At 61.3% G+C, this 24,090-nt stretch carries 26 protein-coding genes and 1 pseudogene; 17 read left to right on the top strand and 10 right to left on the bottom strand.

Annotated features, from left to right (window positions below):
• Entirely contained in the window at positions 1-1,350 is a 1,350-nt protein-coding gene (locus MF410_RS03290; RefSeq protein ID WP_097626778.1) for a sigma-54 dependent transcriptional regulator, read from the top strand.
• 6 nt (positions 1,351-1,356) lie between these two features.
• On the opposite strand, the gene MF410_RS03285 is transcribed toward MF410_RS03290, so the two are convergent.
• Positions 1,357-1,824, bottom strand: a complete 468-nt coding sequence (locus MF410_RS03285; protein ID WP_003593144.1) for an Lrp/AsnC family transcriptional regulator — start codon at positions 1,822-1,824, stop codon at positions 1,357-1,359.
• 231 nt (positions 1,825-2,055) lie between these two features.
• Here MF410_RS03285 and trxB point away from each other — a divergent pair, with 231 nt between their 5' ends.
• Both trxB and MF410_RS03275 read left to right on the top strand, forming a co-directional pair.
• Positions 2,056-3,030 (top strand): thioredoxin-disulfide reductase, encoded by a 975-nt coding sequence (trxB, locus tag MF410_RS03280; RefSeq protein ID WP_097626776.1) that lies wholly within the window; start codon positions 2,056-2,058, stop codon positions 3,028-3,030.
• Positions 3,031-3,052: 22 nt separating this feature from the next.
• Positions 3,053-3,949, top strand: coding sequence for a LysR family transcriptional regulator VtlR (locus MF410_RS03275; RefSeq protein WP_003593139.1), 897 nt, complete (start codon positions 3,053-3,055; stop codon positions 3,947-3,949).
• 135 nt (positions 3,950-4,084) lie between these two features.
• Here the strand turns inward: MF410_RS03275 and MF410_RS03270 are convergent, their stop codons facing one another.
• Positions 4,085-4,516 (bottom strand): hypothetical protein, encoded by a 432-nt coding sequence (locus MF410_RS03270; protein ID WP_239620163.1) that lies wholly within the window; start codon positions 4,514-4,516, stop codon positions 4,085-4,087.
• A gap of 93 nt (positions 4,517-4,609) precedes the next feature.
• Here MF410_RS03270 and MF410_RS03265 point away from each other — a divergent pair, with 93 nt between their 5' ends.
• From MF410_RS03265 to MF410_RS03250, 4 genes are all read left to right on the top strand, one after another.
• Entirely contained in the window at positions 4,610-4,903 is a 294-nt protein-coding gene (locus MF410_RS03265; RefSeq protein ID WP_097626774.1) for a metalloregulator ArsR/SmtB family transcription factor, read from the top strand.
• A gap of 1 nt (position 4,904) precedes the next feature.
• Positions 4,905-6,071 (top strand): MFS transporter, encoded by a 1,167-nt coding sequence (locus tag MF410_RS03260; protein ID WP_097626772.1) that lies wholly within the window; start codon positions 4,905-4,907, stop codon positions 6,069-6,071.
• A 25-nt stretch (positions 6,072-6,096) separates the two neighbouring features.
• On the top strand, positions 6,097-7,221 hold the full coding sequence (locus tag MF410_RS03255; protein ID WP_097626770.1) for an alkene reductase: 1,125 nt from the start codon (positions 6,097-6,099) through the stop codon (positions 7,219-7,221).
• 76 nt (positions 7,222-7,297) lie between these two features.
• Entirely contained in the window at positions 7,298-8,098 is an 801-nt protein-coding gene (locus MF410_RS03250) for an aminoglycoside phosphotransferase family protein (protein ID WP_097626768.1), read from the top strand.
• Here the strand turns inward: MF410_RS03250 and MF410_RS03245 are convergent.
• Positions 8,095-9,117, bottom strand: a complete 1,023-nt coding sequence (locus MF410_RS03245; protein ID WP_131711516.1) for an NAD-dependent epimerase/dehydratase family protein — start codon at positions 9,115-9,117, stop codon at positions 8,095-8,097. The genes MF410_RS03250 and MF410_RS03245 overlap by 4 nt on opposite strands.
• A 94-nt stretch (positions 9,118-9,211) precedes the next feature.
• Between MF410_RS03245 and MF410_RS03240 the strand changes: the two genes are divergently transcribed.
• Together MF410_RS03240 and MF410_RS03235 are read left to right on the top strand one after the other, a co-directional pair.
• Positions 9,212-10,111 carry a LysR family transcriptional regulator gene (locus MF410_RS03240; RefSeq protein ID WP_097626764.1) on the top strand — a complete coding sequence of 300 codons (900 nt, stop codon included), beginning with the start codon at positions 9,212-9,214 and terminating at the stop codon, positions 10,109-10,111.
• 107 nt (positions 10,112-10,218) lie between these two features.
• Positions 10,219-10,734, top strand: coding sequence for a GrpB family protein (locus MF410_RS03235; protein ID WP_097626762.1), 516 nt, complete (start codon positions 10,219-10,221; stop codon positions 10,732-10,734).
• 2 nt (positions 10,735-10,736) lie between these two features.
• On the opposite strand, the gene MF410_RS03230 is transcribed toward MF410_RS03235, so the two are convergent.
• A complete protein-coding gene (locus tag MF410_RS03230) occupies positions 10,737-11,018 on the bottom strand; it encodes a DUF2188 domain-containing protein (RefSeq protein WP_097626760.1) in 282 nt (93 codons plus the stop codon).
• 231 nt (positions 11,019-11,249) lie between these two features.
• On the opposite strand from MF410_RS03230, the gene MF410_RS03225 reads away from it, so the two are divergent.
• Complete coding sequence (locus tag MF410_RS03225) at positions 11,250-12,347, top strand: calcium:proton antiporter (protein WP_097626758.1); 1,098 nt, start codon at positions 11,250-11,252, stop codon at positions 12,345-12,347.
• 53 nt (positions 12,348-12,400) lie between these two features.
• Here MF410_RS03225 and MF410_RS03220 read toward each other — a convergent pair whose 3' ends face one another.
• The 5 genes from MF410_RS03220 to MF410_RS03200 all read right to left on the bottom strand — a co-directional run bounded on the left by MF410_RS03220 (position 12,401) and on the right by MF410_RS03200 (position 16,346).
• A complete protein-coding gene (locus MF410_RS03220; RefSeq protein ID WP_097626756.1) occupies positions 12,401-13,270 on the bottom strand; it encodes a 3-deoxy-manno-octulosonate cytidylyltransferase in 870 nt (289 codons plus the stop codon).
• A gap of 35 nt (positions 13,271-13,305) precedes the next feature.
• Positions 13,306-14,211, bottom strand: a complete 906-nt coding sequence (locus MF410_RS03215; protein WP_097626754.1) for a glycosyltransferase family 8 protein — start codon at positions 14,209-14,211, stop codon at positions 13,306-13,308.
• Between the two features lie 183 nt (positions 14,212-14,394).
• Positions 14,395-14,781 carry a type II toxin-antitoxin system VapC family toxin gene (locus MF410_RS03210; protein WP_097626752.1) on the bottom strand — a complete coding sequence of 129 codons (387 nt, stop codon included), beginning with the start codon at positions 14,779-14,781 and terminating at the stop codon, positions 14,395-14,397.
• 2 nt (positions 14,782-14,783) lie between these two features.
• On the bottom strand, positions 14,784-15,044 hold the full coding sequence (locus MF410_RS03205; RefSeq protein ID WP_064839929.1) for a type II toxin-antitoxin system prevent-host-death family antitoxin: 261 nt from the start codon (positions 15,042-15,044) through the stop codon (positions 14,784-14,786).
• 99 nt (positions 15,045-15,143) lie between these two features.
• Positions 15,144-16,346 (bottom strand): pyridoxal phosphate-dependent aminotransferase, encoded by a 1,203-nt coding sequence (locus MF410_RS03200; protein ID WP_097626750.1) that lies wholly within the window; start codon positions 16,344-16,346, stop codon positions 15,144-15,146.
• A gap of 110 nt (positions 16,347-16,456) precedes the next feature.
• Here MF410_RS03200 and MF410_RS03195 point away from each other — a divergent pair, with 110 nt between their 5' ends.
• The 4 genes and pseudogenes from MF410_RS03195 (at position 16,457) to MF410_RS03180 (ending at position 21,262) form a co-directional block, all read left to right on the top strand.
• Positions 16,457-16,741, top strand: a complete 285-nt coding sequence (locus tag MF410_RS03195) for a hypothetical protein (protein WP_131711515.1) — start codon at positions 16,457-16,459, stop codon at positions 16,739-16,741.
• A 171-nt stretch (positions 16,742-16,912) separates the two neighbouring features.
• Positions 16,913-19,296, top strand: a pseudogene (locus MF410_RS03190) (marine proteobacterial sortase target protein).
• A complete protein-coding gene (locus MF410_RS03185) occupies positions 19,286-20,059 on the top strand; it encodes a class GN sortase (RefSeq protein ID WP_097626746.1) in 774 nt (257 codons plus the stop codon). Before MF410_RS03190 ends, MF410_RS03185 begins: the two are co-directional and overlap by 11 nt.
• A gap of 60 nt (positions 20,060-20,119) precedes the next feature.
• Positions 20,120-21,262, top strand: coding sequence for a PQQ-dependent sugar dehydrogenase (locus tag MF410_RS03180; protein WP_097626745.1), 1,143 nt, complete (start codon positions 20,120-20,122; stop codon positions 21,260-21,262).
• Between the two features lie 4 nt (positions 21,263-21,266).
• Here the strand turns inward: MF410_RS03180 and MF410_RS03175 are convergent, their stop codons facing one another.
• On the bottom strand, positions 21,267-21,740 hold the full coding sequence (locus MF410_RS03175; protein ID WP_097626742.1) for a DUF3052 domain-containing protein: 474 nt from the start codon (positions 21,738-21,740) through the stop codon (positions 21,267-21,269).
• A 92-nt stretch (positions 21,741-21,832) separates the two neighbouring features.
• Here MF410_RS03175 and MF410_RS03170 point away from each other — a divergent pair, with 92 nt between their 5' ends.
• The 3 genes from MF410_RS03170 to MF410_RS03160 all read left to right on the top strand — a co-directional run bounded on the left by MF410_RS03170 (position 21,833) and on the right by MF410_RS03160 (position 24,035).
• Positions 21,833-22,723: a DMT family transporter gene (locus MF410_RS03170; RefSeq protein WP_097626740.1), complete on the top strand. Its 891-nt coding sequence runs from the start codon at positions 21,833-21,835 to the stop codon at positions 22,721-22,723.
• Positions 22,724-23,209: 486 nt separating this feature from the next.
• The gene (locus tag MF410_RS03165) at positions 23,210-23,425 is read left to right on the top strand and encodes a cold-shock protein (RefSeq protein ID WP_003561293.1); all 216 of its coding nucleotides are present in this window, start codon (positions 23,210-23,212) and stop codon (positions 23,423-23,425) included.
• A gap of 148 nt (positions 23,426-23,573) precedes the next feature.
• Positions 23,574-24,035, top strand: a complete 462-nt coding sequence (locus tag MF410_RS03160) for a BA14K family protein (protein WP_097626829.1) — start codon at positions 23,574-23,576, stop codon at positions 24,033-24,035.
• Positions 24,036-24,090: the final 55 nt, after the last annotated feature.

Genomic DNA, 24,090 nt, shown 5'->3' with positions numbered 1-24,090 from the left:
ATGGCCGCACCGATGCCCGTTGCGCTGATCGACGATGACAAGGACCTGCGCCGCGCCACCGCCCAGACGCTGGAACTCGCCGGATTTTCCGTCTCGGCCTATGAGGGAGCGAAGGCCGCGCTGGCCGAGCTGTCCGCGGATTTTGCCGGCCCGGTCGTCACCGATATCCGCATGCCTGAGATCGACGGATTGCAGTTGTTCGCCATGCTCAAGGGCATCGACGCCGACCTGCCGGTGATCCTGATGACCGGTCATGGCGATATTCCAATGGCCGTTCAGGCGATCCAGGACGGCGCCTATGATTTCATCGCCAAGCCGTTTGCGGCCGACCGCCTCGTCCAGAGCGTGCGTCGCGCCGGCGAGAAGCGGCGGCTCATCCTGGAGAACCGCATGCTGCGCAAGGCGGCCGAAGATGCGCAGGAGAATTCGCCGCTGATCGGCCAGACGCCCGTCATGGAAAATCTGCGGAAGATCCTTCGCCACATCGCCGATACCGATGTCGACGTGCTCGTTGCCGGCGAGACCGGCAGCGGCAAGGAAGTCGTCGCCCAAATCCTGCATCAGTGGAGCCACCGCCGGAAGGGCAATTTCGTGGCGCTGAACTGCGGCGCGCTCCCCGAAACCGTCATCGAAAGCGAGCTGTTCGGCCACGAGGCCGGCGCCTTTACCGGCGCCCAGAAACGCCGCACCGGCCGCATCGAACATGCAAGCGGCGGCACGCTTTTCCTCGACGAGATCGAGAGCATGCCGGTCGCCACCCAGGTCAAGATGCTGCGGGTGCTGGAGATGCGCGAAATCACTCCGCTCGGCACCAATGAAGTACGCTCGGTCGATCTGCGCGTCGTCGCAGCCGCCAAGATCGATCTCGGCGATCCCGATCTGCGCGGCGATTTTCGCGAGGACCTCTATTACAGGCTGAATGTGGTGACGATCTCCATTCCGCCGCTGAGGGAGCGCCGCGACGATATTCCGCTGCTGTTTTCTCATTTCGCCGCGCGCGCCGCCGAGCGCTTTCGCAGAGAGGTGCCGGAGCTGTCGCCCGAGATGCGTCGCCACTTTGCCTCGCACGCATGGCCGGGCAATGTCCGCGAGCTCTCGCATTATGCTGAGCGTGTGGTGCTGGGCGTCGAAGGCGGCGCAGCCGCACCGGTCCCTGCTCAGCCGACCGGCGGCGGCACCCTGCCCGAACGGCTGGAACGCTACGAGGCGGAGATTATCCGCGACGCGCTCACGGCCAATGACGGCGACGTACGCAGCACCATCGAGGCGCTCGGCATACCGAGAAAGACGTTTTACGACAAGCTCCAGCGCCACGGGATCAACCGCGGTGGCTATACTGCGCGCAAATAGACTGTTTCAGACTTCGACCAGTCCCAGCTTCTTCACCTGTCGGATCGTCAGCATGGTGCGCACGGTATCGACATGTTCGTTCGCCGTCAGCACCTCGATGACGAAATCCTGGAAGTGGGTGAGATTCTCCGCCACGCAATGCAGCAGGAAATCGCTGTCGCCGGAGACCATCCAGGCCTGGCGCACCAGCGGCCATTCGGCGGTGGCGGCGGCGAAGGACTTGAGATTGCCTTCCGACTGATGCTTGAGGCCGACCATGCAGAAAGCGACGAGGTCGAAGCCGAGCCTCGGGCTGTTCAACATTGCATGGTAGCCCTCGATGATGCCCGCTTCCTCGAGCTTGCGCACCCGGCGCAGGCATGGCGGTGCCGAGATGCCGACGCGATCGGCCAGCTCCACATTGGTCATGCGGCCGTCGGCCTGCAATTCCCGGAGGATCTTAATATCGATGACGTCGAGCTCGGCGCGACCCACATCATGGCCTTTCTTTAATTCTCCGCGGGGAGCTTCTATATAAAGCCGCGGAATACGCAAGAATGTTTCACGCCGATGACGGATTCTTGCACATCCGCCCGATTTGCCTTGTTGGTAACGCAAGGCTGCCCTTGAATAAAAGCATTGGACGTTCATAAATGGCGCAGGGACCGCGAAACGGCCGCAATCGCCACTTAGCCGCCGCCCTCCTGCCAGTCGAAAGGAAATGACATGCCCGCCCGCCACACCAAGGTGCTCATCATCGGTTCCGGACCCGCAGGCTATACTGCCGCGGTCTATGCCGCGCGCGCCATGCTGAAGCCGGTCTTGATCGCCGGTCTCGAACAGGGCGGCCAGCTGATGATCACCACCGATGTGGAGAATTATCCGGGCTTTGCCGATCCGATCCAAGGTCCCTGGCTGATGGAACAGATGCTGCAGCAGGCAAAACATGTCGGCGCCGAGATCGTCAACGATCTGGTCACCGAAGTCGACATGAACCAGCGCCCCTTCGTCGCCCGCACCGACAGCGGGCAGGTCTGGACCGCCGATACGCTGATCATCGCCACCGGCGCCAAGGCCAAGTGGCTCGGCATCGAGAGCGAGCAGCATTTCCAGGGCTTCGGCGTTTCGGCCTGCGCCACCTGCGACGGATTCTTCTATCGCAACAAGGATGTGATTGTGGTCGGCGGCGGCAACAGCGCCGTCGAGGAAGCACTCTATCTCTCCAACATCGCCAAGTCGGTGACACTGGTCCACCGCCGCGACTTCTTCCGGGCCGAGAAGATCCTGCAGGAACGCTTGTTCTCCAAGGAGAACGTCAAGGTGCTGTGGAACACCGAAGTGGCCGAAATCACCGGCACGCCGGCCAAGCCGCCGATGCCGCAATCCGTCTCCGGCGCACGCCTGCGTGACGTCAAAACCGGCGCGATCACCGAGGTGGCAATCGACGGCGTCTTCGTCGCCATCGGCCATGCGCCGGCAACCGAGCTCTTCAAGGACAAATTGAAGCTGAAGGACAACGGCTATCTCTGGACGGCGCCGGACTCGACCGCGACCAGCCTGGAGGGGGTCTATGCCGCCGGCGACGTGACCGACGATACCTTCCGTCAGGCAATCACTGCCGCCGGTCTTGGATGCATGGCAGCGCTTGAAGCCGAGCGCTATCTGACGGGTCACATGCCCGTCGCCGTAGCCGCGGAGTAAGATCGGCATGAGGGGTGGGGGAATGCCATTGGATTGGGATAAGCTGCGTATTTTTCACGCAGCTGCCGAAGCGGGTTCGTTCACCCATGCGGCGGATAAACTCCATTTGTCCCAGTCCGCCATCAGCCGCCAGGTGAGCGCGCTGGAGCAGGATGTCGGCACCAAGCTGTTTCACCGCCATGCGCGCGGCCTGATCCTGACGGAACAAGGCGAGCTGCTTTACCGCACAGCCCATGACGTGCTGCTGAAGCTCGAAACCGTGAAGATGCAGCTGACGGAAACCAACGAAACACCGTCCGGCAAGCTGCGCGTCACCACCACGGTCGGCCTCGGCCAAGGCTGGCTGACCGACAAGATCCAGGAATTCCTGCAGCTTTATCCCGATGTGCAGATCCAGCTGATCCTCGACAACGAGGAAGTGGATGTGAACATGCGCCATGCCGACTGCGCGATCCGCCTGCGTCAGCCGCAGCAATCCGACCTCATCCAGCGCAAGCTCTTCACCGTGCACATGCACGTCTATGCCGCTCCCTCCTACATCAACCGCCATGGCGAGCCGCAGAAGATCGAGGATCTCGACAATCACCGCATCATCACCTTCGGCGAGCCGGCGCCGAGCTACCTGCTCGATGTCAACTGGCTTGAGGTCGCCGGCCGGTCGTCGGACAACAAGCGCATCCCGCATCTGCAGATCAACAGCCAGACCTCGATCAAGCGCGCCGCCCTGCTCGGCATCGGCGTCGCCTGCCTGCCGGACTACATCGTCGGCCGCGATCCTGGCCTCATTCAGCTGGCGATCAATGCCGACGTTCCCTCCTTCGACACCTATTTCTGCTATCCCGATGAGATCAAGAACGCCGCCAAGCTGAAGGCTTTCCGCGACTTCATCGTCAGCAAGGCCAGAAACTGGAATTTCTAGAATATCATGCCGAAAAGTGAGAGTGGCTTTCAGACGAGATCATGCTCACCTTCTTTGATTTAGATCCGGATGATTTTGGGCCGGATCGGCTTTGTATCATCGGATCTAAGCCAGATTTATGGAATGTTTTCCATACTATGCATTGAACGCATGACTGGCATGCACAAATAAGGGTTGCCGTTTGCCCATTAAACCACCATATCGCACATAGCTGATGCACATGGTGGCTTTTCCTCCCAGTTCCACCGCATTAGCTGTTCCCCTCTGGAGGTTTTTGACCTTCACACTTATAAGGGCCCTGGTTTTCCAGTGGCCCTCTTTTTTGCCCTTGCCCGCCCAGGAAATGCTGCGTCGCAAAAAAATTGTGCGACGCATAGCAGGCATGCACAAAAAAGCATTGAAACCTGCCCAAGGAAGCACCATATTTCTCTCAGCTGATGCATCTTGTGGTTTCTCTCCCAGTACCACCGCATTAGCTGTTCCCCTCTGGAGGTTTTTGACCTTCACAATTACAAGGGCCCTGGTTTTCCGGTGGCCCTCTTTTTTGCCCAAATTTTGCTCACTCAATAAAACGCACGGCCTCACGCCTCCGTGATTTGCATATCGACGCCTGACGATCAATATATCGATCGAAGACGATTTATAGTTCGGCTAACGACGATGGACAAAGACGAGATTATCAAGGCACTCGCCCATCCCACCCGGATGGACATTCTGAGCTGGCTGAAAAATCCCGAGCAGCATTTTCCTTCGCAGGAGCATCCTTTCGAAATGGGTGTCTGTGCCAGCCAGTTCGAACGCTGCGGCCTGTCGCAGTCGACGGTCTCGGCCCATTTGGGAACGCTGCATCGCGCCGGCCTCGTCACCACCAAACGCGTGGGACAGTGGATCTTCTACAAGCGCAACGAAGAAACGATCGCTGCATTCCTCAAGCAGCTGACGCAGGACCTATAAAATGCCCCTCGCCCTTCTCGTCCTTGCCTTGAGCTCGTTTGCTATAGGCACCACCGAATTCGTCATCATGGGTCTTCTGCCCGAGGTCGCCACCGATCTCTCGGTGACGATCCCGCAGGCCGGGTGGCTGGTAACCGGTTATGCACTGGCGGTCGCAATCGGCGCCCCGGTGATGGCTATTGCGACGGCCAAGCTGAAGCGCCGCACCGCCCTGATCGCGCTGATGGCCTTCTTCATCGCCGGCAACCTGCTTTGCGCGCTGGCAAGCGACTACTGGGTGCTGATGATTGCCCGTGTCGTGACCGCGCTTTGCCACGGCGCCTTCTTCGGCATCGGTTCGGTCGTCGCCGCCAGCCTGGTCGCCGAAGACCGCAAGGCCCGCGCCGTCGCCCTGATGTTTACCGGCCTGACGCTCGCCAATGTTCTTGGCGTGCCGCTCGGCACCGCCATCGGCCAGGCTTATGGCTGGCGCGCCACGTTCGGTATCGTCACCGTCATCGGCGTCGTCACCATATCAGGCCTGATCGCCATCCTGCCCAGGGATAAGCAGCAAGAGAACGGCAGTATCCTGCGCGAGATCGCCGCACTCCGGAATGGTGGCCTGTGGCTGGCGCTGTCCACCACCGTCTTCTTCGCCGCCTCGATGTTCGCGCTCTTCACCTATATCGCGCCGCTGCTGCGTGACGTTACCGGCATTTCCCCGGAAGGCGTCACCTGGACACTGTTCCTGATCGGCCTCGGGCTGACCATCGGCAATCTCGTCGGCGGCAAACTGGCCGACTGGCGGCTTGGCGCGACGCTTGCCGGTGTCTTCGCCGCCATCGCCGTTACGTCGATCGCCTTCAGCTATACCAGCCGCTTCTTCATCCCGGCTGAAATCACGCTTTTCCTCTGGGCCTTGGCAAGCTTTGCCGCTGTGCCGGCGCTCCAGGTCGGCGTCGTCGGTTTCGGTAAGGACGCCCCGAACCTGGTTTCAACCATCAATATCGGCGCCTTCAACACCGGTAACGCGCTCGGCGCCTGGGTTGGCGGCCTGGTCATCGATGCCGGCTTCGATCTTACCCGCGTCCCGCTCGCCGCAGCCTTGATGGCCCTGATCGGCCTCGGCGCGACTGGACTCACCTATCTCTCCGCCAGGGGCCGAGCCGCCCTCGCCCCTGCCGAGTGATCCTCCCGCAAAAGAAAGGACCATCATGGCCAAGCTTTTCGAACCCACCAAGGTTGGCGACATTACAGTCAAGAACCGCATCGTCATGGCGCCGCTCACCCGCAACCGCTCGCCGGGCGCCATCCCCAACGACCTCAATGTCGAATATTACCGCCAGCGCGCCACGGCAGGCCTGATCATTACCGAAGCGACCGCGATCACCCATCAGGGCCAGGGCTACGCCGACGTGCCCGGCCTTTACAGCAAAGAGGCTCTCGACGGCTGGAAGCGCGTCACCGACGCCGTTCACGCGGCCGGCGGCAAGATCGTCGTCCAGATGTGGCATGTCGGCCGCATCTCGCACACTACGCTGCAGCCGAATGGCGGCAAACCGGTCTCCTCTACCGACCGGATCGCCAAGGCCAAGACCTACCTGGTCAATGGCGACGGCACCGGCAGCTTTGCCGACACCTCCGAGCCGCGCGCCCTCGATACCGCTGAAATCCCGGGTATCATCGAAGATTACCGCAAGGCCGCGCGTGCGGCGATCAATGCCGGCTTCGACGGCGTCGAGATCCATGGCGCCAACGGCTACCTGCTCGACCAGTTCATCCGCGACGGCGTCAACGACCGCACCGATCAATATGGCGGCTCGATCGAAAACCGCGCCCGTTTGACCTTCGACGTCGTCGATGCCGTCGTCAGTGAAATCGGCGCAGGCCGAACCGCGATCCGCATATCGCCGGTGACACCGTCGGGCGAAAGCTACGATTCCAATCCGCAGGCGACTTTCACCCGTGTCGTCGAGGGGCTGGCCAAATACGATCTGGCCTATATCCATGTGATCGAAGGCCAGACCGGCGGTGATCGCGACTACCGCCAGGGCGACAATCCTTCCTTCGATTACAAGGCGTTGCGCCAGGCTTATGAAACCGCCGGCGGCAAGGCCGACTGGATGGTCAATAACGGTTATGACCGCGATCTAGCGATCGATGCTGTGGAAAGCGGCCGCGTCGACCTCGTCGCCTTCGGCAAGCCCTTCATCGCCAATCCCGATCTCGTCGAACGCTTGGCGAAGAACCTGCCGCTCAACACGCCCGACCAGTCGACCTTCTATGGCGGCACCGCCAGGGGCTATGTCGACTATCCCGCTCTCGAAAAGGTCGCCTGAACCTTTGGAACACACATTGCGAATCCCGCCGAAAGGCGGGATTTTCATTTCCCACGGATCTTTGTAGGGTGTGCCTATGTTCGCTCCCCATCTTGATCGCTGGTCGCTGATATCAGACGGCGAGCCCATCATCACCCATTCAAGCCGTCTGCTGCCGGTCCTCTGGCAGGAGAAGCCTGCCATGCTGAAAGTGGCCGCCGATGTCGACGAACGATACGGCGCGCTGTTGATGCAATGGTGGGATGGCGACGGCGCAGCCCATGTCTACGCTCATGAGGGCGACGCGGTACTCCTGGAACGGGCGATGGGGGAACGCTCGCTGCTTGCCATGGCGATGAACGGCGAGGACGACGAGGCAAGCCGCATCCTCTGCCGAACGGCCGCAAGGCTGCATGCGCCGCGCGAAAAACCGCTTCCCGATCCCATCCCCCTCAGCCGCTGGTTCCGCGATCTCGAGCCGGCGGCAGGCAAACATGGCGGCACGCTGGCCGAATGCTCGGCGATTGCCAATGCGCTGCTTGCCGATCCGCGCGACCTCACCGTCCTCCACGGCGACATTCACCACGACAATATCCTCGATTTCGAGGCGCGCGGCTGGCTGGCGATCGATCCGAAGCGACTGCATGGCGAGCGCGGCTTCGATTTCGCCAACATCTTCGCCAACGAGGAACTGCCGACCATTACCGATCCGGCTCGCTTCCGCCGCCAGCTCGCCATCGTCTCGGCGGAGGCTCGGATCGAGCCGAAGCGGCTGCTGCAGTGGATTGCCGCCTATTCCGGCCTTTCCGCCGCCTGGTTCCTCGGCGATCCGAACATTGAGCAGGCCGAGACGGCGTTGAAGGTCGCCCGGATTGCGCTGGCAGAACTCGAGGCTTAACCCGCACTCTCGGACGAAGGTGCGATCAAGGCCGCCGCCATCTCACGATGCGGTTCAGGCAGGCAGCCGAGCGCCACGAGCGAAGCTCTGACGGCCTCGTCGATCGGCGTCTGCGGTTCCTTGCCGAGTTCGGCAGTGAGCTTGGTGTTGCTCATCCTCAGCGGCACCTTCCAGAGATACCGCATCTCCTTGATCTCCCGCAGCATCGGAGCGAACGGCGCGGCGAGCGGCACGATCCACCAGGGAAAACGGGCGATCCTGGCTTTGCCGCCTGCGACACGCTTGATCGCTTCGGCCATCTGCATACCGTCTGCATCCCAGAACCCCTCCATATGATAGACGGCAAAGGGGGGCAACCGATCGGCGCGCTCGATGAGCTGGGCCATGGTTTCCGCCATATCGGGCAGATAGGCCCACTGATGGCCGATGCCGCGCTGCCCCGGATTCTTGATCGTGCCGACGGGTTTACCCGGCGTGACCAGGCCCGATGAAAACCAGCTGTTTCCAGTCGTGCCCGGGCCGAAGAAATCCCCTGCCCTGACGATGATCGCTCCAACACCAGCTTCACATGCCGCTTCCAGCCGCTTCTCCATCTCGACGCGGATTGCCCCCTTCTTCGTCAGCGGATGCTGCGGGCTTTCCTCTGTCGGCGCCGGCAGGGCGTCCGGCCCGAAATTGTAGACGTTTCCAGGCAGTACAATGCGGGCGCCGACGGTGCGGGCAGCAGCGATGGTATTGTCCATCATCGGCAGCACCAGCGTTCCCCAATTGCGATAGCCGGGCGGATTGACGGCGTGGACGATCATGCTGACGCCTTCGGCCGCCCTCAGGACGTCACCAGCATTGATCGCATCGCCCTGCACCCATTCGAAAGCCGGCTCGCGCCTCGACACCTTGGCGGCGTCACGGTTAAGCGCCCGGATGCGCCAGCCGCGCGCAAGCAGCTTGCGGGCAACCGCGCTGCCGATACCGCCGGTGGCGCCGAGAACGAGGGCCGTCTTCTTCATTTCGCTGCTCATGACAATCATCTCCTTCGCTTGAATGGAGGGATTATGCCATCGGCCCCAAGTAAACAAAATTGACGAAATAAATGCAGCTGCTATACAAAAATATATGAACATAGAACCGAGCTGGGATTTCTACCGCACCTTCCTGACCGTGCTCCAGCAAGGGTCGCTTTCGGCCGCCGCCCGCGAGTTGGGGCTGACGCAGCCGACCATAGGCCGCCATATTGACGCATTGGAAACGGCAATCGGCGCCGAACTCTTCACCCGATCCCCGAACGGGCTGCTGCCGACCGACGCCGCATTGGCGCTGAAGCCCTATGCCGAGACGCTGGCGGCAACCACTGCCGCGCTTTTGCGCACAGCATCCGGTGAGCGCGAGCGCGTCGCCGGAACCGTCAGGGTCAGCGCCAGCGAGGTCATCGCAGTCGAAGTACTGCCTGGGATTCTCGGCCCGCTGCAGGACGCTTATCCCGAACTCCAGATCGAGCTGTCGGCTTCCGATGCGATTGAGGATCTGGTGAGCCGCGAGGCCGATATTGCCGTGCGCATGGCCGAGCCGCAGCAGGGTGCGCTCGTCGTGCGCCGCATCGGCGATATCCCGCTTGGTTTCCACGCCCATCGCCGCTACCTCGAACGACACGGCATTCCGCAAACCCTGGCCGACCTCGCAAACCACCGGCTCATCGGCTTCGACCGCCAGACGGCCTATGTCCGCCTGGTAACAAAACGCTATGAGGTGCCGGGCATCGACTTCTCCTACAGGACCGACAGCAATCTTGCCCAGCTTTCGGCGATCCGCGCCGGCGTCGGCATCGGTCTCTGCCAGATTGGGCTCGTACGTGACAATCCCGATCTGGTGCACCTCCTGCCCGATGCGTTCAAGATCCCGCTCGGCACCTGGGTGGCGATGCATGAGAGCCTGAAGACCTCGCCGCGCTGCCGCGCCACCTTCGACGCACTGGTCAAGGGGCTTCAGGATTATCACCGATATTCGACCGGCACATAACCTCGAAATCCGGAATCGATTTTTGGAGAGAATCATGCGCACATTTCAACGCAAGAGAGCAACCGAAATCTGCCTTGTCGGACGCGCGGCGCTGTAAGCGGAAGAAAATGATGAGCCACGATCCGGTTGAACTCGTGCCCTACGATCCGCAATGGTCGCAGGCGTTCCGGCGCATCCGTGACAGGTTGCTCGTCTTGCTGCCGCAGGCGCTCTCCATCGATCACATCGGCAGCACCTCCATATCGGGCATGACCGCCAAGCCGCTGATCGATATCGACATCGTTCTTCCCAGCCTCGGGCATATCGAGGCTGCCACCGATGTGCTTCTGGCCGAAGGTTACGAACCGCGCGGCAATCGTTATGACGACGAGGTCTGGGCGTTTTTATCGAGAGGTTTGGTGCCGCGGGAGCGGGTCTACCTTTGTCCAGCCGGCAATGGCACGCATCGAAACAGGCTAGCTTTCCGGGATCATCTCATTGCGCATCCCGAGGCTGCGGCCGAATATGCCGCGCTCAAACGCAGGCTGGCGGGCGAATTCAGGATGGATGGGGACGGCTATACCGCGCATAAGCGCGAATTCGTCGACGCAATCGTCGCGCGGGCATTGGCGGACGATCGCTGACTTCAAAAGCCTTGCGAGGCCCCGGCCCCGCGGTCCTTCCACTGACCGTCTACCACCTCGGTTTCCGGCCGGTCACCGCCTTCGGCATATTCCTCATGCCACTTGCCATTCTCGTCCTGCCAACTGATCTCGGCGGAATCGCCGCCGACCTGCTGTTCGGCCGCGACGATGCGCGCGGCTTCGAGCGCCTCGGCATGAGTGGGGAATGCCTCGGAATAAACGCCTCCGAGCCTGTAAGCCCAACCGCCGTCATGCGGCACGACTTCGTAGACCACCTTGATCATGCATCCGTCTCCTCATCTTCTTGTTGCGCATTCGCACGCTTCCGGACAGGATCCGGATCATCGCGGCCGCTTGACAAGAATTCGAGGACGCCGCGATCTGCTTTCCGGCCCCGATGACATTCAGTATTCCATTAAACGCCGAAGACTGCAAATGGCCCCAGACCGCGGCTTTCTTGATATGCGAAATCAGTGACTTAGATAAAACGCATGAATCGGGACAGGAGCTGAGACTTGGCGATTGCGTCACGCTTAAAACAAGAGAAGTTTCTGGTCGCCTCAATTGCCGTTGCAGCGATCGCCTATCTCTTGGAACACGCGGTGATCGAGATGGGACGCGGCGTCGCGTTGATTGCCGCCGCCGCCCTGGTCGGCACCATCGTTCTCGCCTCGATCCGCGTTGCCCATCATGCCGAACTGCTCGCCATCAAGGTCGGCGACCCCTATGGCACGATGATCCTGACACTGTCGGCTGTTGCCGTGGAGGTCATCATCCTCGCCATCATGATGAGCGGAGAGAGTTCGCCGACACTGGTGCGCGACACGATCTATTCCGCCCTGATGCTCGATATCAACGGCATTCTGGGTCTCGCCGCCCTGCTCGGCGGCCTGAAGCACGGAGAACAGCCCTACAACGACAATTCGGGCAAGACCTACGGCGTGATGATCCTCACCGCCATGGGCATCTCGATGATAGTGCCGGAATTCGTGCCCCGCGACAAATGGCACTATTATTCCGCCTTCACCATCGTCGCGATGATTGCGCTCTACGGCCTCTTCCTGCGCATGCAGGTCGGCCAGCACAGCTATTTCTTCAGCTACAGCTACCCGCGCTCCGAACGGAAGAAAGGGGCTTCGGATGCGCACGGCGCTGACGAACCGGCCGCGATATCGATCGCCACCATTCTCGTCGGCGTCGTCATCATCGGCCTGCTGGCCGAGTTCATGTCGGCCTTGATGACCGAGGGTTTGCGCGACAGCGGCGCGCCGATCGCCGTCACCGCCGTCGTCGTCGCCGCGATTTCAGCTGCCCCCGAGATCCTGACCGCCTTGAGGGCAGCGCTCAGAAACCGCATGCAGGCGACGGTCAACATCGCCATGGGCGCCTCGCTTTCGACCGTGATCCTGACGGTGCCGGTCATGGAGGCGATCGCGCTCTATACCGGCCAGCCCTTCATCATGGCGATGACCCCGGTGCAGACGGTGATGGTGACGATCACGCTGATTGCCGCAGCGATCAACCTCAATGACGGCGAGACCAACGCCATCGAAGGCATGACGCACTTCATCCTCTTTGCCACCTTCGTCATGCTGACGGCACTGGGGCTTTGAGAGAGCGGTCACGCGCTCGGCAGGTCACGCCCGTCGGCGAGGTCCTGCGTCGGTCAATCCTTAGATTTTTCCAGGAAGCGCTCTTTACGGGTTTTTGGTTTGAAGCGCCGGAAGAAGTTTTCGACGGCGCGGATGGATTTGGTGACGGACATCAGCCTGTCGATCTGGCTGTTCGCATTGTGAAGCCGCTCAGACAGGACTTCGGCCGCCGTCATCGCGATTTCGACCGGCGGCACCTGCGGAAAGCGTTTGGCGAGCGCCGCATAGGGGCTGGCATCGACGCCGCCCATCATCGAGATCGTGCCCATCCTGGCAAAAAGACGCAGGAAGATTTGCTCGAACGTCCAATCGTGTACGTCGAAGACCTTCCACTTCTCGCTTCTCTTTGCCGAAAAGCCGGCAAGCAGGATCTTGCCCGGCAGCTGCAGATCGGCGAGCCAGAGCGCCATCGCAAAGCCGCTCGTCGCGATCTTGCCTGCCGGATAGAGATCTCCGATCATTTGCGTCAGATCGAGGTGGCGGGCGCGAGTGCCGTTGAAGCGGCTCTCCTCGCTGAAGTTCTCCTCGGGGGAAACGCGGATGTTGACCACACCCAGAAAATCATCGCCGGCAAAGAAGCGCAAGACATCCGCCACCTCGCGCCGGTGAACGATATTGGCGCCCATCACACCGCTGCGGGCGACCAGCACCGCATGTCCGGCGAAGGGTTCGTCGAGCACCTTGTAGACGTTGTTGAAGAAGACGTAGAGCGTCGTCTCCGGCAGCTCGCTTCGCAGCCGCTCCAAATCGACAGCCTCGCTGTTTGCCACCAGCACGATGTGGGAATAGCGCGACAGCAGCGCCTTCCACGCGTCCGGCGTCAGGAAATTGAAGCCGCTATCGGCGGCGGCTAGCCTCTGCGTATCACTGGGGATCGATTCCATATCGGCTCACATGCACTTTCCAAGGACGCGCCTTGCTAGCTGTTGCTGAAATAGGCGCGCATCCGTGCAAGCCGCGCCAGCCCGCCGATCTGCTTTCCCATATGCAAGACGAATCCGCCGATCCGGCCCGCAGCCGACGGCTGCCTGCAGAAGGACGCCCAGGGCGTGTTGCGGAGATCCTCGACATACTGCCTGGCCATCCGCCGATGCACCCAGGAAACGGTCGCCTGCCACGGTTTCTTGCGGCCGGTAAAGTGAAAGATGGCCGGCCGATCGACGAAAGGCAAAAGCCCCGTCTGCGTGTTCCAGCGCGGATCGAGCACCAGCCAGTCGCCGTCGAAACTGACGTTCAGCGCATCCTGGTCGTTGTTTTCGAACAGATGCGACCGCTCCTCGAAGATCTCCCGGGTTCTGGCGAAAAGCCCCTTCGCGCGGCAGGCGGACCAGTCAAACAGCAATACGCCGGCATTGAAATAGCGTCCGCCCTCGCCCATACCGATCTTGCGCTGCCGTGCGCCGGCTTTCTCTGGGAAGGCCATGACATAATCGTCGACCGCGGCAAGCGCCTTGCCTCGGAGATCCCTGGTAAAGAGTTCGTCGACGGGCGCCACCGCGAGCACGTCGGCATCAAGGTAAAGCAGGCGCTCGATATGATCGGGAATATGCAGATCCATGTAGAGCCGCGCCAGTGTCGCGCCCGACCAGCGGCCCCGGGCCTGCTTTGCCGTATCCGGGGTATTATAGGGCAGCACAGTGATCGCCATGTCGTGCAACTGCGCGAAACTACCGACCTCGGCGATCTCGTTCGGCTTGAGGTCGATACCGAGAAGCAGGAACTCCACGCCAGGAGCGTCGAGATTGCGCTTGACCGAAAGCAGCGTGCAGCAGGCAGCCGGCAGCATGTTGACATCCGAACAGACGATCACCGCACTCTGCTGCAAAATCCCGGCCCCCCGAAGCGGCAACTTAAACTTGATGCCGGATATCTAGTGGGTTTGGTGGCCGCCCGCAACCGCAGATCACCGGCCGAACCGTCGCTCCTCGTCACGTTTTGAATCGGAATTCAACGACTTGCGAGGCAAAGCGGAATCAACGCCCTGAAGGCCTTGAATCGGGACATGAGCCTAAAGTCGCAGCGCCAGCGGATGATCGACGAGCAGGCGGTCGACTGTCGCAAGTTGCAGGCCCTCGACCTTGCATTGCGCCAGCAGCAATCGGTCGAAGGGATCGCGCGTGTCCGGCTCTGGGTCGGCGGCGGTGATGACGTGCTGAATTTCGATCCGCAATAATATCAGCCCTATTTCTTCAAGAGACCGCGCGATGTCTTCAAGCGGCATGCCAGTATCCAGCTTTCCCAGACGAGCCTTGATCGCCGTTTCCCAGAGACTTGCGACGCTGACGAAGCCCTCGGTCTTGCTATCACCAAGCAGCGCCGCGATCTCTGGGAACCGTTGTCCCACGTCCTTGCGCAGGATCGCGAGAACGATATGGGTATCGAGGAGAAGCCTCATCGCTACGGCAAAGGTTTCAGGAGAAAATCCTCCGGCAGCGGATCATCAAAATCATCCGCGATGAACGGTACAGGATTGGTGATGCCCCGCGCACGCAGATAAGCCTGACCGGCTTCCAGGTCCAAGCCGCCGCGCTTCTGATGCGGTACAAGATCGAAGACCGGGCGGCCGTTGCGCGTCACGACGATGGTCTCGCCTTCCTCGACCTCGCGGGCAAGCTCGGTCAGGCGGTTCTTCGCGTCGCGGATCGAAACGGTCTTCATGCCACAAATGTAGCTACATGCAGCCACATCGTCAACGTCGCCACAAGCAAAAGGCCCGCCGTCGCCGGCAGGCCTTCGATCGATACTATCGCAGTCCGCTTACTTGCAGGCGGCGCAAAAACGCTGGATGCGGCGGCAGGCTTCCTCGAGAAGATCTTCCGACGTCGCATAGGAGATGCGGAAATTAGGGCCGAGGCCGAAGGCCGAGCCATGAACGACGGCGACGCCTTCCGATTCCAGAAGCTCGGAAACGAAATCCTCATCCGTCTCGATGACTTTGCCGGAGGGTGCGGTTTTGCCGATCAAGCCCTTGCAGGAGGGATAGACGTAGAAGGCGCCTTCCGGCACCGGGCAAACGATGCCCTTGGCCTGGTTCAGCATGGAAACGACGAGATCGCGGCGGCCTTCGAAGATCTTCTTGTTCTCAGGAATGAAGTCCTGCGTGCCGTTCAGCGCTTCGACGGCGGCCCACTGGGCAATCGACGTCGCGCCTGAGGTCTGCTGGCCCTGGATCATGTCCATCGCCTTGATGAGCTGGATCGGGCCTGCGGCATAGCCGATACGCCAACCGGTCATCGCATACGCCTTGGAAACGCCGTTCATCGTCAGTGTGCGGTCATAGAGCTTCGGCTCGACTTCGACGGGCGTAACGAACTTGAAGTCGCCATAGGTCAGGTGCTCGTACATATCGTCGGTCAGCACCCAGACATGCGGATGCTTCATCAGCACGTCTGTCAATGCCTTCAGCTCGGCATGCGTATAGGCCGCACCCGTCGGGTTGGACGGCGAGTTGAAGATGAACCACTTGGTTTTCGGCGTGATCGCCTTTTCCAAATCGGCGGCCTGGAGCTTGAAATTATGCTCCTGGGTCGCGGAAACGAAAACCGGCGTGCCGCCGCACAGCGCCACCATCTCAGGGTAGGAAACCCAGTAAGGTGCGGGGACGACGACTTCATCGCCGGGGTTCAGCGTCGCCATGAAGGCGTTGAACAGGATCTGCTTGCCGCCGGTGCCGACGATTGTCTGCTCCCAGGAATACTCCAGGCCGTTTTCGCGCTTGAATTTGGCGGCGATCGCCTTGCGCAGTTCGGGAATGCCGGAAACCGGCGTGTACTTGGTCTCGCCGCGGTTGATCGCCTCGATGGCGGCCGTCTTGATATTCTCCGGCGTATCGAAATCCGGCTCGCCTGCGCCGAGGCCAATGACGTCACGTCCTTTTGCTTTCAGCTCACGCGCTTTCTGGGAAACGGCGATGGTGGCTGAAGGCTTCACACGGGAAAGAGCATCGGCAAGGAAGGCCATGATATCGGTCCTAATGGTTGATACGGGCAGAAAGCCGCGACCGGAGTTCTGCGGTTAGCTCTATGTCCAATGTATGACGGCATTTCAAGCGTAAAGGCGTGATGGGGGCAATGATTCTTATTGATCCTTTTGCCGCACCGCCCCCCAGTTTGCCGGCGCTTCGGACAGCAGTTGAAGTGCGCGGCGCAACTCTTGCACTGAGATCTGAGACCATTGTGGTTCTCCGTTTCCTCGAAGTCATTCGCGGGCATGTCGAGAAGATCAGGATTATCGCCGGCAACTGGCGCGACCTGACCTTCGTCATCATGCCGATCAGCGAGGGTTGTTGTCACAAAGACAGCGGCGGACGGTCGGCGACATCTCCACAGCGTCCGGCACCTTCGCGGTTGCGATGATCGCGTTTTTCCTCACCTATGTCTTTTTGAAATCAGAGAGATCGCAGGATTTCATCGCCGCCACGAATAAGCCGCAACAAATGCCGGGCCGCGCCGTAATTCGGTCGCGAGCGCGCCGAGATCGAAGCCGCATCATTGACTTATCCAAAATTGGTTATTGAGGGTATGCCAATGTTTCTGGAAGACGAATATGCCATAGGGCGCATACGTGCGCGCCGGATTTCCATTTCATTTCTTGTCGCCGCCACCGCCTTTGTCGCCTGTGTCACGGCAATGCTGGGGCTTGTCTCCGCCGCTCGCGCCGAGACGCAGCAGGCGCCCAGCCAGCTTGCAGCACTGGTGCGGCCGAACGACGTCAACAGCGGTTCGCTGCTGTTTCCTTCGAAGGAGCCGGGCTTCTACGTCGAAGCGCCGCGGCTGAAGAGCGACGTCGCGATCGATGTCTCCGGCCCGATCGCGAGGGTGAAGGTGACGCAGCGTTTCCAGAACCCGAGCAAGGGCTGGGTCGAGGGCACCTACGTCTTCCCACTGCCGGACAATTCCGCCGTCGATGCGCTGAAGATGCAGATCGGCGAACGCTTCATCGAAGGCCAGATCAAGCCGCGCCAGGAAGCCCGCGAGATCTACGAGCAGGCCAAGGCGGAGGGCAAGAAGACGGCGCTGCTCGAACAGCAGCGGCCGAACATCTTCACCAACCAGGTCGCCAATATCGGGCCCGGGAAGAGATCGTCGTGCAGATCGAATATCAGCAAACCGTCCACCAGTCGGGCGGCGAGTTCTCGCTGCGCTTCCCGATGGTCGTCGCCCCGCGCTACAATCCTGCGCCGATCGTCCAGACCGTCGAGTTCAACAACGGCGCCGGTTTCGCCACGCCGCGCGACCCGGTGGGAAACCGGGATAAGATCGAAGCCCCGGTGCTTGATCCGCGCGACAATGCCAAGATCAACCCGGTTTCGCTGACCGTCGACCTCAGGGCCGGTTTTCGGCTCGGCGAGGTCAAATCCTCCTTCCACGAGGTCGATATCCACCAGGACGGCGACCAGACGAGAACGATCAGCCTGAAGGGGGACGCCGTCCCCGCCGACAAGGATTTCGAACTGACCTGGCAGGCCGCGCCCGGCAAACTGCCGAGCGCCGGACTCTTCCGCGAAGTGATTGATGGTAAGACCTATCTGCTCGCCTTCGTCACCCCGCCGACGGCGCCGGATGCGGCAGCGCCGCCAGCCAAACGTGAAGTGGTCTTCGTCATCGACAATTCCGGCTCCATGTCCGGGCCGTCGATCGAGCAGGCAAGGCAGAGCCTGGCGCTTGCCATTTCCAGGCTGAACCCCGACGACCGCTTCAACGTCGTCCGTTTCGACGACACGATGACCGACTATTTCAAGCGCCTGGTCGCCGCCACCCCGGATAACCGCGAAAAGGCGATCGCCTACGTCAGGGGCCTGACCGCCGACGGCGGCACCGAAATGCTGCCCGCACTCGAGGATGCGCTGCGCAATCAGGGACCGGTTGCAACCGGAGCGCTGCGGCAGGTCGTGTTCCTGACCGATGGTGCGATTGGCAACGAACAGCAGCTCTTCCAGGAAATCACCGCAAGCCGCGGCGATGCCCGCGTCTTCACCGTCGGGATCGGCTCGGCCCCGAACACCTATTTCATGTCCAAGGCCGCCGAAATCGGCCGTGGCACCTTCACTCAGATCGGCTCGACCGATCAGGTGGCAAGCCGCATGGGCGAGCTTTTCGCCAAGCTGCAGAACCCCGCCATGATCGATATCGCCGCAAATTTCGAAGGCATCGCGGCCGAGGATATTACGCCGAACCCGATGCCGGACCTTTATAGCGGCGAGCCTGTCGTTCTCACAGCGGAACTGCCGGGGGATAAGCCCGCCGGCAAGCTTGAAATCATCGGCAAGACGGGCGACCAGCCCTGGCGCGTCCAAATGGATATCGCCAATGCCGCCGACGGCAACGGCGTCTCCAAGCTCTGGGCGCGGCGTAAGATCGATGATTTCGAAGCCCGCGCCTATGAGCGTCAGAATCCGGCCGCGCTCGACAAGGATATCGAGACGGTGGCGCTCGCCCACCATCTCGTCTCCCGCCTCACCAGCCTGGTCGCCGTCGACGTCACGCCGTCGCGACCGGCAAGCGAACCGCTCGGCTCAGCAAAGCTGCCGCTGAACCTGCCTGAGGGTTGGGATTTCGATAAGGTCTTCGGCGAAAACGTTGTTCCTTCCGGTGGCGGAGAACGTCATGGCGCAGCCACCCCTGCAGCAAACGCCGGACCGCAACAGGCCGTGGTCGAAACACCGGATCTCGCCGCATCGCCTGAGCTCGCCAACATGATGGCCGCGGCCCCGACCGCTAAGGCCGCCACCCTGATCGCGCAGAAGAGCTCGACCGTGAACCTGCCGCAGACGGCGACGCGCGCCGACGAGCAGATCATCCGCGGGCTTACCATGCTGCTCCTGGCGCTGACGGCGGCAAGCGGGCTGGCCGTCTGGCGCCGGCGCATCAAGCGGTTGATCGCGGTGGGAGCCAAGCCAAATGGTCTCTAGGCTAGCAGCAAGCCGGAACGAGGAAGCGGCCGAATTCGAGCCGCTTCCGACCTATCTGGAACTCGCCATGGCGGCCGCCACGGCCCACGACAGGCCCAAGGTGCGCCAGAGGAAAGGCTTCTTCCTCTGGCGTCTTTCCCCGATCGAAAAAGCGATCGCCGTCGGTATCGCCGGCCTTGCCCTTTACGGCTTGGCGCTGATCGGCGACGGTTTCCTGCTGAAGGCGAAGGCGGAGCTTTCCCAGGTTCTGCTGAAACGCGCCTTCGCTGCCGAACTCAGGGGCGAAGCGACGAAACCCTGGCCTTGGGCTGATTTCACTACGGAAGCCAAGGTGCGCGCACCGCGCCTCGGCAAGGAGGCGATCGTGCTTTCCGGCGCTTCCGGCGAAGCTCTCGCCTTTGGTCCTGCCTGGCTCGCCAACACGCCGCAGCCAGGCGATGAAGGCACCGCGGTTATCGCCGCCCATCGCGACACGCATTTTCGCTGGCTGCAATATATAAAGCCCGGCGACACCATCGAGGTCACCCGTCGTGACGGCAAGGTCCTGACCTTCAAGGCCGGCGAAGGCCGTATCGCCCCCTGGGATGCCAGCGGCATCGATCCCGCCTCCAACGGCCGCCATCTGGTGCTGACCACCTGCTGGCCCTTCGATGCGACCGAACGCGGGCCGTTGCGCTATATCCTCGAAGCCGAACTGGTCGATGGGCAAGTGACAGGTTCCGTTCAACCGGTAAACACAAAGCCGTTATATCGGATCGAATGAGGGTTGAAGCTCTCCCCTGCCCGCTCCACGTTCCAGCGTGACAGACGACGGGGAAGCAAGATGACCAGAATATCCGCCTTTCAAATCGCCGCAGCGCTGCTTCTGATCGGCGCCTTATCAGCCGGTGCGGACGACACCGTCAACACGCAGGATCTGGCGGTCCGTGTCGACAAGCTTGCCGACGGCCTCGAACATCCCTGGGCGGTCGAGGTGTTGCCCGACGGCGCCTACCTCGTCACCGAGCGGCCGGGTCGGATGCGCATCGTCCGCGACGGCAAAGTCTCCGGCCCGATCGGCGGTGTGCCCAAGGTCAGCGCCCGCGGCCAGGGCGGCCTGATGGATGTGGCGCTGGCTCCGGACTTTGCGACGTCCAGAAAGCTCTATTTCACCGCTGCCATCGCCAATAAACAGGGCTCAGGCACCGAGGCCTTCACCGCCACGCTTTCCGCCGACGAGAAGGCACTCGATGCGGTGACGCCTGTTTTCACCATGCAGCGCTTCACCACGGGCAATATCCAGTACGGCTCGCGCATCGCCATTGCCCGTGACGGTTCGCTGTTCATCAGCGTCGGCGACCGCGGCGACCGCGACCGCTCGCAGGACTGGCGGGACGATGCCGGCTCGATCATCCACATCAATGCCGATGGCAGCATCCCGGCCGACAATCCGTTCAAGGACGGCGGCAAAGCGCTGCCGGAAATCTGGTCGAAAGGCCACCGCAACCCGCAGGGTATCACCTTCGATAGCAAGGACGGCAAGCTTTATACCGTCGAACACGGCGCCCGCGGCGGCGACGAGATCAATGAGCCCGAGGCGGGCAAGAATTACGGCTGGCCGATCATCACCTACGGCCGCGACTATTCCGGCGCCGAGATCGGAGAAGGTACAGCGAAGAAGGGACTGGAACAGCCGCTGCATTACTGGGATCCGTCGATCGCGCCCGGTGCGCTCGCTGTCTATCGCGGCGCCATGTTTCCGGAATGGGACGGCAATTTCATCGTCGCGGCGCTGAAGTTCCAGCTGCTATCGCGCATGCAGCGCGACGAAAGCGGCGCCTTCGTCGCCGAGGAGCGGCTGTTCGAGGGCGAATACGGCCGCATTCGCGATGTCATCGTCGCGCCCGACGGCGCGCTGCTGATGGTGACGGACGAGGATAACGGCGCGCTGCTCAGAGTTTCGCGCGCTGAGGCCAACAACGGCTGAAAGATCACAAGGTCCCGCGAAGTTCCTTGCGGATAACGAATTTCAGCCCGGACCAGATTTCGTCGACGGCGCAGACCTTGACGTCGACAAGACCGGTCGGAAGGAGGATCTTCCGGAGCACGTCCTCGGTGACATCGGTCGGCACCCGCGAACTCTTTTTTGGCCAGGAGATCCAGAGCATGCCATCCGGTTTGAGAACGCCGAAGAGCCTAACCGCGACAGCCTCCAGCGCTGCCCGTTCGGTCACAAACAGATGCACGTAGTCGAAAGCCCGCCGAGGCGTCTCCGGCAGCGCAAGGGCGACCGAGGCAAAACCATCGAAGCCATGGATATCGCCAATCGTTTCGGGAACGCCGAGAAGAGCAGCCGCCTGCCCGCGCCCAAGGCCGAGCTTGCTGGCGAGCGGCCTGCCTGAATAGCCAGCCGTCCCGGACGTTGCAGCCGTATCGCCGGCCGGCCGGCTTTCTTCCTGTCCCATCCTGTCATCTCCGCCGATAGAAGTCTTTGCCCTTGCCTGGAGGAAATGCAACTGCTAACCGCTCCGGCCTACCCTTCCCCATAGAGGACGACATGACGCGCGCTCAGGCGAACCTCCTGCTATTGTTCGCAGCCGCCATCTGGGGCGGCGGCTTCGTTGCCCAGTCGACGGCGATGAAGGCGATCGGCCCCTTCTGGTTCATCGCTCTGCGTTTTACCGTCGCCACATTGGCCGTGCTGCCCTTCGTCGTTTTCGAAGCGCGCAAAGCCAAGGCGAAGACAAGCGCCCGCCATGCGAAACTCTATATCCTCACCGGCCTTGCCCTTTTCAGCGGCGCAGCCACACAGCAGGTCGGGCTGCAGACGACCACGGTGACGAATTCCAGCTTCATCACCGGTCTCTATGTGGTCTTCGTGCCGCTGATCGCCGTGTTCTTCCTGCGCCGTGCCCCGCATTGGATCATCTGGCCGGGCGCGCTGATGGCCGTCGCCGGCATCTATCTCCTCTCCGGCGGTCATCTCTCGGCCCTCACCTCAGGCGATCTCCTGACAGTCGCCTGCGCCGTCTTCTGGGCAATCCAGATCACCCTTGCCGGCACGACCGTTTCTGCGACCGGAAGGCCGCTTGCACTCTCGGCCACGCAATTCGCCGTCACCGCGGTCTGCGCGCTCGCCATTGCCGCAGCCTTTGAACCGATCACGCTGTCGGCAATATGGGCCGCAGGACCTCAGATTCTCTATGTCGGCATTTTCTCCTCGGGCTTGGCCTTCGTGCTGCAGGTGATCGCCCAGCGTTACACGACGCCCTCGCAGGCCGCGATCTTCCTCTCCTCCGAAGCGCTTTTCGGCTCGTCGCTTGCGGCCCTTGTGCTCGGGGAGACGATGCCGGCGACGGGTTATGCAGGTTGCGCGCTCCTGTTTATCGCTATGCTTGTGGTCGAACTCGTGCCCGGATTTGCCCGGCGACGCTTGCCAGCCGTCTGAACACGCGTCCAAATATGGGCGATTGGCGAATCCGAAAAAAATTAACGAGAGCGGCAAGACGCGTTCACGTTGCATTTTTGGGAAAATCTGCTCGAAACTTATATTGCAGACGATGTAAAACGTTAATCATTCCCTATCGGCGAAGGAAATTTTGCGTTTTTGCGCAAATTGGATATCCGGGCAGGTGTGCCTCGAACGACACGGAAAAAAACTTTTACTTGCCAAAATTCGTTTAACGCAGCACTCTCAGCGCGTTCGGGCATTTTGCGAGCATGGGAAGTCCTAAAGTATTTGCGCGCCGGGAACGCCAATTATCCCGGTCAGCCGGTTCCGATTATGGCGGGCGAAAGTCCTGTCTGGAGCAGGCCGAGGTAGAGGGGACCTTTTTCTCACATTTCAAGAATTGCCTGCCAACGCCTCCCGCAAGGAGGCAATGCTATGATGCTGCCCGTGTGGATGGCGGGCGGAGAGAAAAGGACCTGACGCATGGCAGAGACTGGCACTGTAAAATTCTTCAATACCGACAAAGGCTTCGGCTTCATCAAGCCGGACCGGGGCGGCGCCGATATCTTCGTTCACATTTCTGCCGTTCAAGCCTCCGGACTGGCCGGCCTGACGGAAAATCAGAAGGTAAGCTTCGACACGGAGCCGGATCGCCGCGGCAAGGGCCCAAAGGCCGTCAATCTGCAGATTGCGGGCTGAACCCTTAACAAGGCTGTCGAATTTCGAGTTGAAGCCCGGCAGCAATGCCGGGTTTTGTCGTTCAGCCTTCGTTCAGCTACTGATCTCTACTACCATCATCATCGAGATAGGAACCGGCGTTCGGTTCCCGGGATTGGGATTTATGCTTATGAACAGGCTCGCCAAAACTCTTCTGCTGACGGCAACGGCTGCTGCGCTTACCCTTTCTGTTATCGGCGAGGCATCGGCCGGCGACCGCCATTGGCGGCATCATGGCAATAACGACGCGCTCGTCGGAGGCGCAGTCGGCCTTGCCACCGGCCTGATCGTCGGCTCGGCCATCGCCAACGCCAATAACGGCCCTGTTTACGACGAGCCTCGCTACATCGACCCGCCCTACGAACCCGGATATTACGAGCCGGCTCCGGTCTATCGCGCCCCGCGCCGCGTTTATGTCGAGCAGCCGCAATATGTCGAACAGCCGCGCTATTATGCGCCGGTCCGCACGGCAGTGGAGCCCTGGTCGCCGCAATGGGAGCGTTACTGCTCTTATCGCTACCGCTCCTTCGATCCGCGTAGCGGCACCTATATCGGCAATGACGGCCGCAGCCATTTCTGCACCGCCGGCTGATCTCTCTTCATCGCTGATGCCGAGCGCCGCTTTTTAGCGGCGCTTTCTTTTTGCC

This window comes from Rhizobium sp. C104 (assembly GCF_022354505.1).
Lineage (GTDB): Bacteria > Pseudomonadota > Alphaproteobacteria > Rhizobiales > Rhizobiaceae > Rhizobium > Rhizobium redzepovicii.
The sequence above is the reverse complement of the archived record's forward strand: the minus strand, read 5'-3'. Positions and strand labels throughout refer to the sequence as shown.

Bases quoted from the DNA above. Each gene is read 5' to 3' on its own strand.
- MF410_RS03290 (WP_097626778.1), top strand. From the start codon at position 1: ATGGCCGCACCGATGCCCGTTGCGCTGATCGACGATGACAAGGACCTG.
- trxB (WP_097626776.1), top strand. From the start codon at position 2,056: ATGCCCGCCCGCCACACCAAGGTGCTCATCATCGGTTCCGGACCCGCA.
- MF410_RS03275 (WP_003593139.1), top strand. From the start codon at position 3,053: ATGCCATTGGATTGGGATAAGCTGCGTATTTTTCACGCAGCTGCCGAA.
- MF410_RS03265 (WP_097626774.1), top strand. From the start codon at position 4,610: ATGGACAAAGACGAGATTATCAAGGCACTCGCCCATCCCACCCGGATG.
- MF410_RS03260 (WP_097626772.1), top strand. From the start codon at position 4,905: ATGCCCCTCGCCCTTCTCGTCCTTGCCTTGAGCTCGTTTGCTATAGGC.
- MF410_RS03255 (WP_097626770.1), top strand. From the start codon at position 6,097: ATGGCCAAGCTTTTCGAACCCACCAAGGTTGGCGACATTACAGTCAAG.
- MF410_RS03250 (WP_097626768.1), top strand. From the start codon at position 7,298: ATGTTCGCTCCCCATCTTGATCGCTGGTCGCTGATATCAGACGGCGAG.
- MF410_RS03245 (WP_131711516.1), bottom strand. From the start codon at position 9,117: ATGAGCAGCGAAATGAAGAAGACGGCCCTCGTTCTCGGCGCCACCGGC.
- MF410_RS03240 (WP_097626764.1), top strand. From the start codon at position 9,212: ATGAACATAGAACCGAGCTGGGATTTCTACCGCACCTTCCTGACCGTG.
- MF410_RS03235 (WP_097626762.1), top strand. From the start codon at position 10,219: ATGATGAGCCACGATCCGGTTGAACTCGTGCCCTACGATCCGCAATGG.
- MF410_RS03230 (WP_097626760.1), bottom strand. From the start codon at position 11,018: ATGATCAAGGTGGTCTACGAAGTCGTGCCGCATGACGGCGGTTGGGCT.
- MF410_RS03220 (WP_097626756.1), bottom strand. From the start codon at position 13,270: ATGGAATCGATCCCCAGTGATACGCAGAGGCTAGCCGCCGCCGATAGC.
- MF410_RS03210 (WP_097626752.1), bottom strand. From the start codon at position 14,781: ATGAGGCTTCTCCTCGATACCCATATCGTTCTCGCGATCCTGCGCAAG.
- MF410_RS03205 (WP_064839929.1), bottom strand. From the start codon at position 15,044: ATGAAGACCGTTTCGATCCGCGACGCGAAGAACCGCCTGACCGAGCTT.
- MF410_RS03200 (WP_097626750.1), bottom strand. From the start codon at position 16,346: ATGGCCTTCCTTGCCGATGCTCTTTCCCGTGTGAAGCCTTCAGCCACC.
- MF410_RS03195 (WP_131711515.1), top strand. From the start codon at position 16,457: ATGATTCTTATTGATCCTTTTGCCGCACCGCCCCCCAGTTTGCCGGCG.
- MF410_RS03185 (WP_097626746.1), top strand. From the start codon at position 19,286: ATGGTCTCTAGGCTAGCAGCAAGCCGGAACGAGGAAGCGGCCGAATTC.
- MF410_RS03180 (WP_097626745.1), top strand. From the start codon at position 20,120: ATGACCAGAATATCCGCCTTTCAAATCGCCGCAGCGCTGCTTCTGATC.
- MF410_RS03175 (WP_097626742.1), bottom strand. From the start codon at position 21,740: ATGGGACAGGAAGAAAGCCGGCCGGCCGGCGATACGGCTGCAACGTCC.
- MF410_RS03170 (WP_097626740.1), top strand. From the start codon at position 21,833: ATGACGCGCGCTCAGGCGAACCTCCTGCTATTGTTCGCAGCCGCCATC.
- MF410_RS03165 (WP_003561293.1), top strand. From the start codon at position 23,210: ATGGCAGAGACTGGCACTGTAAAATTCTTCAATACCGACAAAGGCTTC.
- MF410_RS03160 (WP_097626829.1), top strand. From the start codon at position 23,574: ATGAACAGGCTCGCCAAAACTCTTCTGCTGACGGCAACGGCTGCTGCG.